The 13066-nt window shown below is 70.6% G+C and carries 9 protein-coding genes and 1 pseudogene; 7 read left to right on the forward strand and 3 right to left on the reverse strand.

The features are described 5' to 3' along the window. The first annotated feature begins 27 nt into the window (after positions 1-27). Positions 28-4131 (forward strand): TIR domain-containing protein, encoded by a 4104-nt coding sequence (locus tag ABZ345_RS02520; protein WP_359842135.1) that lies wholly within the window; start codon positions 28-30, stop codon positions 4129-4131. Between the two features lie 4 nt (positions 4132-4135). Here the strand turns inward: ABZ345_RS02520 and ABZ345_RS02525 are convergent, their stop codons facing one another. After that, positions 4136-5275: a helix-turn-helix domain-containing protein gene (locus ABZ345_RS02525; RefSeq protein ID WP_359842137.1), complete on the reverse strand. Its 1140-nt coding sequence runs from the start codon at positions 5273-5275 to the stop codon at positions 4136-4138. A gap of 86 nt (positions 5276-5361) precedes the next feature. Between ABZ345_RS02525 and ABZ345_RS02530 the strand changes: the two genes are divergently transcribed. The 3 genes from ABZ345_RS02530 (at position 5362) to ABZ345_RS02540 (ending at position 9493) form a co-directional block, all read left to right on the forward strand. Then, positions 5362-6417 (forward strand): ferredoxin reductase, encoded by a 1056-nt coding sequence (locus ABZ345_RS02530; RefSeq protein ID WP_359842139.1) that lies wholly within the window; start codon positions 5362-5364, stop codon positions 6415-6417. 69 nt (positions 6418-6486) lie between these two features. Continuing rightward, complete coding sequence (locus tag ABZ345_RS02535) at positions 6487-7605, forward strand: acyl-CoA desaturase (protein WP_359842141.1); 1119 nt, start codon at positions 6487-6489, stop codon at positions 7603-7605. Between the two features lie 121 nt (positions 7606-7726). Further along, entirely contained in the window at positions 7727-9493 is a 1767-nt protein-coding gene (locus ABZ345_RS02540) for a CocE/NonD family hydrolase (RefSeq protein ID WP_359842143.1), read from the forward strand. Between the two features lie 159 nt (positions 9494-9652). Here ABZ345_RS02540 and ABZ345_RS02545 read toward each other — a convergent pair whose 3' ends face one another. Further along, the gene (locus ABZ345_RS02545; RefSeq protein WP_359842145.1) at positions 9653-10417 is read right to left on the reverse strand and encodes a crotonase/enoyl-CoA hydratase family protein; all 765 of its coding nucleotides are present in this window, start codon (positions 10415-10417) and stop codon (positions 9653-9655) included. Positions 10418-10545: 128 nt separating this feature from the next. Between ABZ345_RS02545 and ABZ345_RS02550 the strand changes: the two are divergent. The 3 genes and pseudogenes from ABZ345_RS02550 (at position 10546) to ABZ345_RS02560 (ending at position 12735) form a co-directional block, all read left to right on the forward strand. Further along, positions 10546-11166 (forward strand): annotated as a pseudogene (locus ABZ345_RS02550) (dihydrofolate reductase family protein). A gap of 31 nt (positions 11167-11197) precedes the next feature. Next, positions 11198-11521: a YciI family protein gene (locus ABZ345_RS02555; RefSeq protein WP_359842147.1), complete on the forward strand. Its 324-nt coding sequence runs from the start codon at positions 11198-11200 to the stop codon at positions 11519-11521. Continuing rightward, positions 11518-12735, forward strand: a complete 1218-nt coding sequence (locus ABZ345_RS02560; protein ID WP_359842149.1) for a DUF6596 domain-containing protein — start codon at positions 11518-11520, stop codon at positions 12733-12735. The genes ABZ345_RS02555 and ABZ345_RS02560 overlap by 4 nt, the downstream gene beginning before the upstream one ends. On the opposite strand, the gene ABZ345_RS02565 is transcribed toward ABZ345_RS02560, so the two are convergent. Next, positions 12732-12914 carry an oxidoreductase C-terminal domain-containing protein gene (locus ABZ345_RS02565; protein WP_359842252.1) on the reverse strand — a complete coding sequence of 61 codons (183 nt, stop codon included), beginning with the start codon at positions 12912-12914 and terminating at the stop codon, positions 12732-12734. The two genes, ABZ345_RS02560 and ABZ345_RS02565, sit on opposite strands and share 4 nt — an antisense overlap. Between the last annotated feature and the right edge of the window lie 152 nt (positions 12915-13066).

Here is a 13066-nt window from a genome sequence, read left to right on the forward strand (position 1 = left end):
ATTGCTGCGAACGGCGATCCTGCGGGTGTGGCCAACGTCTTCATCAGTCATGCCGGTGAGGACTCCGCCGTCGCCGCCGACCTGCGCAGGTGGCTCGTCGACGAGGGACACACCGTGTTCCTCGACCGGGACCTTCGCGACGGCATCGTCGTCGGCGAGGAGTGGGAACAGCGGCTGTACGACCAGCTGCGCCGCGCCGACGCCACGGTCTGCGTCGTCACCAACGCCTATCTGAACTCGGTCTGGTGCGTGGCCGAGGTGGCGATCGCCCGGTCGCGGGGTGTGGTGTTGCTGCCGGTGTGTGCGGAGAAGGGCGTCACGCACCCGTTGCTCGCGCAGCTGCACTACGCGGACGTCGAGGCGGCGCGGGAGCCGGTGCTGGAGGCGTTGCGGCGCATCGACCACGCGGGCGGTGTCGGGTGGTCGGGCGAGCGGTCGCCGTTTCCCGGGTTGCGGGCGTTCGACGCCGGGCTGCACCGCGCGTTCTTCGGGCGCAACGAGGACATCGACAAGCTCACCGGTCTGTTGCGATCGCCCGCGGAACGGTCCGACAACGCCGTGTTGCTCGTCTTCGGGCCGTCGGGGTGTGGCAAGTCATCACTCGTGCGGGCAGGTCTGGTGCCGCGGATGGCCGACGAGCCGGACTGGTGGACGTTGCCGGTGTTCACGCCCGGCGTCGATCCGCACCAGGCACTCGTCCGCGAGCTCGCCGGGGCGTTCCGGGATCTGGGCCCGGGGCGGCCGATCGGCGACGTGCAGGCCGCGCTGGAGCGGGGCGAGGTGTTCGACGAGCTGCTGCTGGCCGTGCCGGGCAAGCGCCGCAGGCGGCTCCTGATCGTGATCGACCAGGCCGAGGAGCTCCTCACGCAGGCGGAGGACCGGGCGAAGTTCGCCGCGGACCTGCGGCTGGCGTTGAAGGGGCCGGTCGACGTCGTGGCGACCATCAGGCCGGAGTTCCTGGCCGACTGGACGGTCGATCCCGACCTCGCCGCCGTGCGGTCGCGGACCTACATGGTCCGGCCGTTGCGGCGCGAGACGTTGCGGACGGTCATCGAGGGACCCGCGCGGCTGGCGGGGATCAAGGTCGGCGAGGACCTCGTGGCGAGGCTCGTGGAGGACACCGAGAGCGGGGACGCGCTGCCGCTGCTGGCTTTCACGCTCGAGCAGCTCGCCAAGGGCGTGCCGCGCGGAGGTGAGCTGTCGGCTGCCCAGTACGACGCGCTGGGCGGCGTGCGGGGAGCGTTGACCCGGCAGGCCGAGGTGGCGCTGGCCGAGACCGGGCGCAGCCGCGAGGACGTCCTGAAAGCGTTGCTACGACTGGTGACCGTGGACGAGCAGGGCAACCCGACGCGGTGGCACGGCGTGCCGGTGCCGGAGCTGGACGCGTTCGTGGAGCACCGGCTGCTGACCGTCGACTCGGCGGAGAACGGCGAGGCCAGGGTCAGCGCGTCGCACGAGAAGTTCTTCACGGCGTGGCCGCCGCTCGAGCAGGCGATCGGGAAGGCGGCGGAGACGCTGAGGGCCCGCCGGTCGATCGAGCAGGCCGCTGCCGCGTGGCACACGGCAAAACGCAGGGACGACGACCTCTGGGAACGTCGCCAGTTGACCAGCGCCCGTGCTGTTGATGAGACCGAGCTGAGCCAGTCCGGCCGTGAGTTCCTGACCGCCAGCAGGCGCAGCAGCAACTCACGGCGGCGCGTGATCGTCAGCGCGTCCGCGGCGCTCATCGTGGTCGCGCTGGTGGCGGGTGTGATCGCGTTCGTGCAGCAGCGTTCCGCCGCCCAGCGGCAACAGGAAGCACGCGAGCAGGCCCTCGTCGCCACCGTGCGGCAGCTGGGCGCGAAGGCGAGCGCGGTCAGCGAGTCCGACCCGCGCACGGCGCTGATGCTCGGCCTCGCGGCCCACAAGATCCACCCGGACGCGGAGACCTACGCGGCACTCCAGCGCACCCTCACCACCACGCCCTACGCGGGCCAGCTCGTCGGGGTCAGCGAGCAGGTGAGCTCGATCGCCTACTCGTCGACGGGCCGGTACCTGGCCGCCGGGTTCGACTCGGGCGCGATCATGCTCTGGGATCTGCGCGACCCGCTGCGGCCGCGTCGTCTCGGCGACCCGTTCATCGGCTTCAAGTCGAGGCTGAACCTCGCGTTCGCGGCCGGTGACCGCCGGTTGGTCGCGACCGGCACCAACGGCGCCGTCACGATGTGGGACGTGGCCGACCCGGAACATCCCCGTCAGACCGGCACGCCCGTGCAGGGGCAGAAGGACAAGAACGTCGGCGGATGGCTGTCCGCGGACGGCACCCTCTCGGCGACGTCCGGGGAGGACAGCCCCGCGGTGCAGCTGTGGGATCTCAGCGATCCGGCGAACGTGCACCCCGCGGGCGCTCCGGTCACCGCCTATGCCGGGAAGGTGGAGGCTCTCGCGTTCTCTCCCGACGGCGCTCTGATGGCCACGTCGGGCGGGGGAACCGAGGACCCGGTGGTGCTCTGGGACATCCACGACCGTGCCGCGCCCCGGTCGCTCGCCCGGATCACGCTCACCCCCAAGGACCTGGTCGGCACGATCTCGTTCTCCGCCGACGGCAAGAAGCTCGCCCTCGGTGGCCAGTTGCGCGGCACCAGCCTGTGGACCATCAGCGATCCCGCGAACCCCAAGCCCGCCAGGGACCTCGTCCGAGTCAGCATCGGGTCGCGCGTGACGTTCTCGACGCACGGCGACGCGCTCGCCACCACGGCAGGGCGTGACACCGGGCTTGTCTTGTGGGACACCGAAAGCATCGACTTCCCGTCGCGCACGGAACGGCTGCAGGCCGGCGAGGAGGACCGGATCACGACGTTCTCCCCGGACGGGCAGATGGTCGCGTCCGGCAGCACCTCCGGCCGCATCACCCTGTGGAACCTGGCCAGGGCAGGCCGTCCGCGTGCGTTCGGGCCGCCGATCGCCGTCCACCGGGCCGGGCGGTACAAGGAGATCTACGGCATGGCCCTGTCCCCGGACGCGACCGTGCTCGCCACCGCCGGCCGCGACAACACCGTCGAACTGTGGGACATCACCGACCGCGCTCGTCCCCGCAAGATCGACACGCTGACCGCGCGTTCTGACCACGAGGGCGTCGACGCGGTCGCGTTCGCCCCCGGCGGCAGACTCCTCGCGTTCACCGAGGGCAACGACAAGGTCGTCCTCGTGGACCTGGCCGACCGCGACCACCCGCGCAGGCTGGATCCCGCGCTCACCGGGTCCACCAACATCATCCGGCGGCTGGTGTTCTCACCCGACGGCACCAGGCTGACCGCGGGCGGCGACTCGGGCACGACGGTGTGGGACGTCGCCGATCCCGCACGCACCTCGAAGTCCGCCCAGTTGCTCGACAAGGAAGGCGTCCTCGCCGTCGACCAGGTGCGCGACGGCCGTGTGCTCGCCGTGGTCCGCGGCTCGGGAGCCGCACCCATGACCACCACGGCAGTCGCCGCGCCGACCATCCCCACGACGACGAACAGCAACGGCTCCGCCGCCGTGGGATCCAGCGACTCGTCGGGGCGGTGGCAGGGCGGGCCTGGCGACCCGAACGGCGCACGGCTGTGGGACATCACCGATCCAGCGCACCCCCGCCAGCTGGGTGCGGGCCTGCTCGGGCACTCCGACCGCGTGGCGAGCGCGGCGGTGTCCCCGGCCGGCGACCTGCTCATGACCGGCGACGCGAAGGGCGCCGCCATCCTGTGGGACATCAAGGATCCCGAGCATCCCAGACGCCTCGGCGACCCTCTCGTCCCGCACGGCACCCAAAGCGTTCTCACCGCGACGTTCGCGCCGTCGGCCGACATCATGGTCACCGGCGGCATCACCAACGGCGTCTTCCTCTGGGACCTCGGCAACAGGATCCTGCCCGAGCAGCTCGGCACCTCGCTCGCCGACAACGGTGACGCCGTCTACCACCTGGAGTTCTCGCCCGCCAGCGACCTGCTGGCGACCGGCGGCTCCAACGGCACCGTCGTGTTGTGGGACCTCAAGCCGACACATGAGCTGCGCGGCAAGCTCGACGAGACCGCCTGTGCTGTCACCGGTGGCGGGCTCGACCGGGACCTGTGGGCGCGATACGTGTCAGACCTGGACTTCCGAGAGTCGTGTTAGGAAGTCAGGTGACTCCCAGGCCTACCGCGAGCGTCAGCTCGAGAACCCGGTGCGGCGACGCCAGATCCGGGAACAGCTCCCGCAGCTGCGACATCCGGTACCGGACGGTCTGCGGGTGCACGAACAACGCCGCCGCCACCTCCTCCCGCCTGCCGTGGTGCAGCAGCCACGCCCGCAGCGTCTCCTCCAGCCTGCGCGCGGTCGCGACGGGCAACGTCCGCAACGGTGCCAGTGCGCGGGCGCGGAGGTCGGCGAACGCGTCGATGTCGGCGCTCAGGACGAGTTCGGGCAGGTGCTCCTCGGTGTCGCGGATTTTGGTGGACAGCGAGCGCGCGCGTACGGCGCGTTCGTAAGAGGCGGATGCACGGGTCCATGGGCGCGCGGGACCGACGACGGCGGTGCGCTCGGACAGTTGCCGCAGGAGATGAGCCCGGTCACCGTCGGGCACGAGCAGCACGCCGAGAGCGTCGGGCAGGTCGTCCAGGACGAGTGTGCTGGAGTCGAGCGCGCGGTAGGCCGGGCGGGCCTGGGCGGCGGGCAGCAGCACCGCGGTCAGCGACACGGGAGGCTGCCACCCGGCGCGCTGGGCGGAGGCCAGCAGCACGTCCGAGCCCGCGCCGGCGAGGAGGTCGCGAGCCAGTTGCTCAAGGTGGCGCTCGTGCGCCAGGCCCCTGGCGGCCAGCTCGTCGGCGTGGCCCGCGGCGCTCGCGGCGGAGAGCTCGTCGATGTACGCGAAGGTCAGCTCGGCGAACTTGGCGACCTCGGCGGCGGGGAGACCAGCTGGTACGGCGCCCGCGGCGAGGCCTCGCCAGGCCACGCGGGCGCCCACGCGGTAGGCGCTGAGCAGGGCGTCCATCGACCGGCCGTCGCGGACCTCGCCCCGGCCCAGCTCGTAGGCCGCGTCGCCCGCGTCGCCGCTGGTGACGTTGCCACTGGCGAGGTCGAGGTAGTGTCCGAGGGCCGTGCGGACGGCTCGGCGGATAGTGCCGCCCATGCGGCCCGAAAGTGCGTTGGCGTACGACGGGACCTCGTCGATGATGGCCTGGACCACCTCGTCGGCGGTGGTCTTCAGCGCCGCCCGTAGCGCGGTGACCGTCGTCTCATCAAGGGCCAGTTCGGTGGCTCTCCGGATTGCGTGGCTCATGTTTTGTTCCCCGCGAACAATTCAGCCGACCAAATTCACGTCCTGCGGACAGGACTTTACGCCCTGAGGCGCATCAAGCTGGAGTCATGACGAGTGCCGCCCTTCGCAGCAGGGCGTGGAAACTGCTGGAGATGGTCACGACGCCGCTGCTGCCGTCGGACTACCTCGACCTGGTCAGTCCCCTTCGAGCGGGCGCTGACCTGCGAGGACGCGTTGAGGCCGTGCATCTGGAGACCCCGGACGCCGCCACCATCGTGATCAGGCCGGGCAAGGGCTGGCGCGGCCACAGGGCCGGTCAGTACGTGCGGATCGGCGTCGACGTCGACGGGGTGCGCCTGTGGCGTGCCTACTCGGTCACCTCGCCGGCGAACCGGGCCGACGGCCGCATCACGATCACCGCGAAGGCGATCCCGGACGGCAAGGTGAGCAACTACCTCGTGCGCCGGATGAAGCCGGGCACGGTGATCCAGCTCGACCAGGCCACCGGCGACTTCGTGCTGCCCGAGACCAAGCCCGCGAAGGTGCTCTACCTGACCGCCGGCAGCGGCATCACGCCCGTCATGGGCATGCTGCGCGACTCCGAACTCGACGACGTCGTCCTGGTGCACTCGGCGCCCCAGGCCAAGGACGTCATCTTCCGCAACGACCTGCACGACCTGGTCGCGGACGAGAAACTGCGGCTCACCGAGCTGCACACCGACACCGACGGCATGCTCGACCTCACCCGCCTCGCCGAGCTCGTGCCCGACTGGGCCGAGCGCGAGACCTGGGCCTGCGGACCCACCGGCCTGCTCGACGCCGCCGAGGCGCACTGGGCGAAGCACGACAAGTCGGACAGCCTGCACACCGAACGCTTCCGGCCCACGATCGTCGTCGCCGGCGACGGCGGCGAGGTCACGTTCGGCACCACCGGCAAGACCGTCGACGCGGACGGCGCCACACCGTTGCTGGACGTCGGCGAGGCGGCCGGCGTGCTCATGCCGTCCGGCTGCCGGATGGGCATCTGCTTCGGCTGCAGCACCCCGCTCAAGGCGGGCGCCGTCCGCGACCTGCGCACCGGCGAGATCACCGAGGCCGAGCCGGGAGTGGTGGTGCAGACCTGCGTGTCCGCCGCAGCCGGCCCGTGCGAGCTCGAACGCTAGCCACAGACTTTCCCCTCCGCCCGCGAAGTGGCCCGACCCCCAGCCACTGTCCCCCCGAAAGCGAGCTACATGACCGCCATCGACCCCACCGCCCACCTGACCGCGGAACAGATCGAGGAGCTCGGCCGCGAGCTCGACGCGATCCGCGACGAGGTGCTCGCCAGCCGAGGTGAGAAGGACGCCGCCTACATCCGCAAGGTGATCTCGGCGCAGCGCAAGCTCGAGCTGGTCAGCCGCGGCATCCTGCTGTTCTCGCTCTTCCCGCCCGCGTGGATCGTCGGCACCGCCGGCCTGTCCGTGGCGAAGATCATGGACAACATGGAGATCGGCCACAACATCCTGCACGGCCAGTGGGACTGGATGCGCGACCCGAAGATCCACTCCACCACCTGGGACTGGGACCACGTCTCGCCCGCCGAGCAGTGGAAGCACTCGCACAACGAGCTGCACCACAAGTACACCAACGTGATCGGCAAGGACAACGACCTCGGCTACGGCATCATGCGCGTGGACGAGGACCAGAAGTGGCACCCGATCTACCTCGCGCAGCCGCTGTGGAACTTCATCAACGCCTGCTTCTTCGAGTACGGCATCGCAGCGTACGACCTGGAGCTCGGCAAGAACCTGCACAAGCGCCGCCGCAAGAACCCCGAGTTCCGCGCGCGGGCCAAGGCCGTGGGCCGCAAGATCCGCAAGCAGGTGCTCAAGGACTACGTGATCCACCCGCTGCTGTCGGGCCCGTCGTTCCTCACCACGCTCGCCGCCACGTTCACCGCGAACCTGGTCCGCAACATCTGGTCGCACTCGGTGATCATGTGCGGGCACTTCCCCGAGGGCGTGCAGGTCTTCGAGCGCCGGTCGATCAAGAACGAGACGCGCGGCCAGTGGTACCTGCGCCAGATGATGGGCTCGGCGAACATCAGCGGCAGCAAGGCCATGCACTTCATGACCGGCAACCTGTCGCACCAGATCGAGCACCACCTGTTCCCGGACCTGCCGAGCAACCGGTACGCCGAGGTCGCGGTGAAGGTGCGCGCGCTGTTCGAGAAGTACGAGCTGGAGTACGTGACCGGGCCGCTGCCCAAGCAGGTGTTCTCGGCGTGGCACAAGGTCTTCCGGCTCTCGCTGCCGAACAAGAAGCCCAAGGTCAAGACGCCGGACCGCGACAAGGAGCTCGTCGCGGCCTGAACCGGTAATTGTTCAGACCTTTCGGCCGTACCGGTGGCACCACCGGATTCGGTGAGATCCGTTGGAAGGGCCCGATTCACCACACCCCTGCGGGTGAACGGGCCCTCCGACGGAGGAACTCATGCGAAGGGTCACCCTCGTCGCGGCCATCCTGCTGACGGCCACGACGATGATCACACCTGTCTCGGAGGCGGCCCCTGCGGCGGTCACCGAGACGGTCTACGTCGAGTCCACGATCGACAGTGACGCGGACGGCAAGCTCGACCGGATCGCCGCGGACGTGATGCGTCCGGACACGGCCGGGAAGGTGCCGATCGTCATGGAGGCCAGCCCCTACTACGGGCTGGGCACGGCGAAACAGGCGATGGACGTGCCGCGCGGCTTCAGCCGGTGGTACGACGAGTACTTCGTGCCACGCGGCTACGCGGTCGTCGAGATGGAGATGCAAGGCACCTCCCGTTCGACCGGCTGCCCGACCACCGGCGGCCCCGAGGACACCGCGAGCGTCCGCGCCGTCGTGGACTGGCTCAACGGCCGCGCCAAGGCCTTCTACGCCGACGGCAGGCCCGCGGTGGCGAGCTGGAGCACGGGCAACGTCGGCATGCTCGGTGTGTCCTACAACGGAACCCTGCCCAACGCGGCCGCGGCGGCGAACATCCACGGCGTCAAGACGATCGTGCCGATCGCGGCGATCTCCAGCTGGTACGAGTACTCGCGCGACCAGGGCATCGCCTATCGCGGCGCGCACTCCAAGGACTACCCGACCTACCTCGCCAACTACGTGGTCAGCTCCGCGCAGAAGGCGAAGTGCAAGCCGGTGTTCGACAAGCTGGCGAAGGAGGACGGCGACGAGTCCTTCGACTACACGTCGTTCTGGAAGGCCCGCGACTACCGGCAGACGGCGCAGAACGTGACGGCGTCGGTGTTCGTCGTGCACGGCCAGTCGGACTGGAACGTCAAGACCTCGCAGTTCGGCCGCTGGTGGCAGCAGCTCGCGGACCGCAACGTGCCCCGCAAGATCTGGCTGCACCGCGGCGGTCACCTCGACCCGATCTCGTTCCGCCAGGCCGAGTGGCAGCGCGTGATGGGCCTGTGGATGGACCACTGGCTCAAGGGCGTCGAGAACGGGATCATGAACGAGCCCATGGCCGACGTCCAGAAGCCCGACGGCAGCTGGGAGCAGGACACCGCCTGGCCGCGGCCGGGTACCGCGGGCACCACGCTGTACTTCGGGCCGGCGGCCGGTGGCATGTCGGGTTCGCTGACCACCACCCCGGGCACCGGGACGCAACGTCTGGGGGACAACGCGAACCTCAGCGAGTCGCTCATGCTGGCCAACCCGGAGACGGCGGATCCGCGCAGGCTGGTCTACGTGACGCCACCGCTCACGCAGCCCGCCCGCCTGTCCGGCGAGGTCAGCCTCACCGCCCGAGTCGCCTCGAACCGCCCATCGACCCCGCTGACCGCGTTGCTCGTCGACTACGGCCCGAGCACCCAGGCCGTGCTCACCGACCGCTCGCCGATCGAGCTCTCCACCGAGACCTGCACGCGCGCGAACCTGCGCGACCGCACCGGATGCGCCCGCCCACCGGACGTCTCGGTGCAGGCGGTCACCGCGACCATGCTGACCCGCGGGTCCATCGACGCGAAGAACCGCGCCTCACTGGAGACCTCGATCCCGTTGCCCACCACCGGAACCGTGGACGTCACCTGGCGGATGCACGCCAAGGACGCGTTGATCCCGGCCGGGCACCGGATCGGCGTCGTGATCGTGACGAACCACAGCGGTTACGTCGCCACGGACACCGGAGCCGCGGGTATCGCGCTGAACGTGTCGTTGGGCGTGAGCAAGGTCGTGCTGCCGATCGTCGGCGGCATCGTGCGCTAGTGGCGCGTCTCGGAACGTCGGCGAGGTAATCCACGCTCAGCAGGGCGCCTCGCGGCACCGCCCCCACGCCCCCGTACAACCAGTACGAGGACGTGGGGGCGGCACCACGATGCACCCGTCTGACCGCGAATTCCCCCGGCAACGTTCCGAGCCACACCACTAGAACTGGCCGTGTCGTCCGGCGCCGCTCGCGAAACGGGCGGCGCCGGACACACCTTCCTGCCGCACGATCGGCACCCCGGCGGCACCTTCCGCCCGCAACGCCTCGGCCAGCGGCAGGTCGAGCGCCGCGTAGGTGGAGGCCCGGTCCGCGAGCACGCACTCGAACGGGAACCCGGCGATCTGCTCGGCCAGCTCCATCGCGGCGGGCACCGCCTGACCGGGTTCGACGACGCGGTTGGCCAGTCCGATGGCCAGCGCCTCGTCGGCGGCCACGGGTCGTCCGGTCAGGATCAGGTCCAGCGCACGCCCCAACCCGACGATCCGGGGGAGCCGGACCGTGCCGCCGTCGATCAACGGCACGCCCCACCGCCGGCAGAACACGCCGAACACCGCGTCGCGCTCGACCACGCGCAGGTCGGCGAGCAACGCCAGCTCCAGCCCGCCCGCGACCGCGTACCCGCTGACGGCCGCGATCACCGGTTTGCTCAGCCGCAACCGGGAAGGCCCCATCGGACCGGCGCCGTCCGGGTCGAGGTCGTTGCGACGTTCGGGATCTCCGACGACGGTCAGGTCCGCGCCCGCGCAGAACGTCCCGCCCTCGCCCGCGAGCACGGCCACGCGCTGGCCGGGGTCCGCGTCGAACGCCAGGAACGCGTCCCGCAGCTCGGTGGCCATGCGGCGGTCGACCGCGTTGCGCCGGTCCGGGCGGTTCATCCAGATCACCGTGGTGGTGCCGGTGATGTCGACTCGCACGTCCTCCATCTGCCCGAGGCTAGCCGCACGAAAAAATCTTCGAAGAAAGTTTCGCAGGCGGTGTCGGATCGGGGCGGGGGAGTTCGTAGGAGGGGTGAGGCCGCGACGGGCGGCGCGAAGACGGAGGAACCGCGATCATGAAGCTGACGACCATCACCCAGATCACCCTCGACGGCGTGGTGCAGGGCAACGGCGGCGCATCGGAGGAGGACCGCAGGAACGGGTTCGTGCGCGGCGGGTGGGCTCTGGGGAAGGGTGACGACGAGACTCACGCGTTCATCAAGCAGACCTACGCGCGGGCCGACGCTTTCCTGTTCGGGAGGCGTACCTACGAGCTGTTCGCCGGCTCGTGAGGATCCTGGACGGAGCAGGACGCCCCCGGCTGGGAGCCCGTGGTGCGGGCGTTGAACGCGCAGCCCAAGTACGTGGCGTCGGCGAAGGTCACCGATCCGTCGTGGGCGGGCACCACCGCCCTGACCGGCGACCTCGCGGCCGCCGTCGCGGACCTGAAGGCCAAGCCGGGAGGTGAGCTGCAGGTGCACGGCAGCGGCACGCTCGTCCGCTGGCTGCTGGAGAACGACCTGGTCGACGAGATGACCCTGATGGTCGTCCCGGTGATCCTCGGCCAGGGAACGCGGCTGTTCCCGGAGAACGGCCTGGACCACGCGCTCGAGCTGGTCGAGTCACGGGTCGACTCGAAGGGCGTGACGATCCAGGTCTACCGGCCGGCCGGGCGCCCGCAGTACCCGTCGGCCTGACACCCTGCACACCACACGAGAGGATCTTCGGATGCGGTATCTGGTTTCCGTCATCGACGACAAGAGCAACCCCGGCAGCACGGACCGGCAGCCCGCGATCAGCGAGTTCAACGAACGGCTGATCGCCGGGGGCTACTGGGTCTTCGCGGGCGGGCTCGCGGACACCGAGGCGGCCACGGTCGTGGACAACCGGGGCGAGCAGCCGCTGTTCACCGACGGGCCCTTCGTGGAGTCCAAGGAGTACCTCGCCGGCGTCTGGGTGTGGGAGGCCCCCGACCTGGACGTGGCGCTCAAGCTCGCCACCGAGGCGTCGAAGGTCTGCGACCGCAAGATCGAGGTGCGGCCATTTCAGTGAACGCCGAGGAAGCGGTCACTCGGGCGCACCGCGAGGAGTGGGCCTGGGTGGTCGCCGCCCTGACCAGGCGCTTCGGTGACCTGGACATCGCAGAGGAGGCCGCGGCCGAGGCGTTCGCGATCGCCGTCGAGCGGTGGCCCGCCGACGGTGTGCCGCCCAACCCCGGCGCGTGGCTGACCACCACCGCGACCCGCAAGGCCATCGACCGGATCCGGCGTGAGAACAAGCGCGACGACAAGCAGAGGGAGGCTCAGATGACGTACGACCCGCCCGAGCCTCTCGGCGTCATCGACGACGACCGGCTCCGGCTGATCTTCACCTGCTGCCACCCGGCGCTGGCGGTGGAGGCCCGCGTGGCGCTGACGTTGCGGATGGTCGGCGGTCTGACCGTGCCCGAGATCGCCCGCGCGTTCCTGGTGGCCGAGAGCGCGATCGGGCAGCGGATCACGCGGGCGAAGGCCAAGATCAAGGCGGCGCGCATCCCGTACCGCGTGCCGTCGGCCGAGGATCTCCCCGCCCGCGTCTCCGGTGTGCTCACCGCACTGTTCCTCGTGTTCAACGAGGGCTACCTCGCCACCGGTCCCGGCACCGATCCGGTGCGCCAGGACCTGACCGCCGAGGCGATCCGGCTCACCCGCCTGATCCGCGCCCTCCTGCCGGACGACGGTGAGGTGGCCGGGCTGCTCGCGCTGATGCTCCTCACCGATGCCCGCCGCACCGCCCGAGTCTCGGCGGGCGGCGAACTGGTCTCCCTCACCGAGCAGGACCGCGGAGCCTGGGACCCGGCGCTGATCGCCGAGGGCCACCAGTTGGTGCGCGAGCGGCTGGCCGCCGGGGTGGCTCCCGGCCGCTACCAGATCCTCGCCGCGATCAACGCCGTGCACACCTCGGCCCGCGACGTGCGCGACACCGACTGGTCGCAGGTCGTCGCCCTCTACGACCAGCTCGTCCGCCTCGACCCGTCGCCGGTCGTCGCGCTCAACCGGGCCATCGCGGTCGCCGAGATCGACGGCCCGCAGGTGGCACTGGCGACGATCGACCGGCTGGACGGAGCGTTGGCCGGCTACCACGCCTACCACGTGGCCCGCGCCGACCTGCTGCGCCGGCTGGGCCGCGGCACCGAGGCCCGCGCGGCCTACGACCGGGCCGTCGAGCTGGCGGGCAACACCGCGGAGATCGCCTACCTGACCCGTCGCCGAGACCAGCTCGGCTAGGGGAGCGCCGCGGACGTGAGCTGCCTGCGGAGCCTGCCGAAGAGCTTGGCGTTGTTCATCGCGAGGACGCCGACGGTGTGCCCGGCGCGGCGGAACTCGGCCACGAACTTGCGGTCGTCCGGCGAGCCGTCGATCACCACCACCTCGTCGGCAGAAGTGGTGTCGCCCGCGAGTTGCAGGCGGACGCCGTACTGGTCCGACCAGACGTAGCCCGGACGGGCGGAACGAGTCGATCGTGGTGCCCGCCAACAGGTTGCGCACGGCCACGACCGGTTGTTCCGAGGCGTTCGTCCAGTGCTCGTGCCGCACCTGACGGCCGTCGCGGGTGCGG

The organism is Lentzea sp. NPDC005914 (assembly GCF_040629405.1).
GTDB lineage: Bacteria > Actinomycetota > Actinomycetes > Mycobacteriales > Pseudonocardiaceae > Lentzea.

Bases quoted from the DNA above. Each gene is read 5' to 3' on its own strand.
- ABZ345_RS02540 (WP_359842143.1), top strand. From the start codon at position 7,727: ATGCGAAGGGTCACCCTCGTCGCGGCCATCCTGCTGACGGCCACGACG.
- ABZ345_RS02530 (WP_359842139.1), top strand. From the start codon at position 5,362: ATGACGAGTGCCGCCCTTCGCAGCAGGGCGTGGAAACTGCTGGAGATG.
- ABZ345_RS02545 (WP_359842145.1), bottom strand. From the start codon at position 10,417: ATGGAGGACGTGCGAGTCGACATCACCGGCACCACCACGGTGATCTGG.
- ABZ345_RS02555 (WP_359842147.1), top strand. From the start codon at position 11,198: ATGCGGTATCTGGTTTCCGTCATCGACGACAAGAGCAACCCCGGCAGC.
- ABZ345_RS02525 (WP_359842137.1), bottom strand. From the start codon at position 5,275: ATGAGCCACGCAATCCGGAGAGCCACCGAACTGGCCCTTGATGAGACG.
- ABZ345_RS02535 (WP_359842141.1), top strand. From the start codon at position 6,487: ATGACCGCCATCGACCCCACCGCCCACCTGACCGCGGAACAGATCGAG.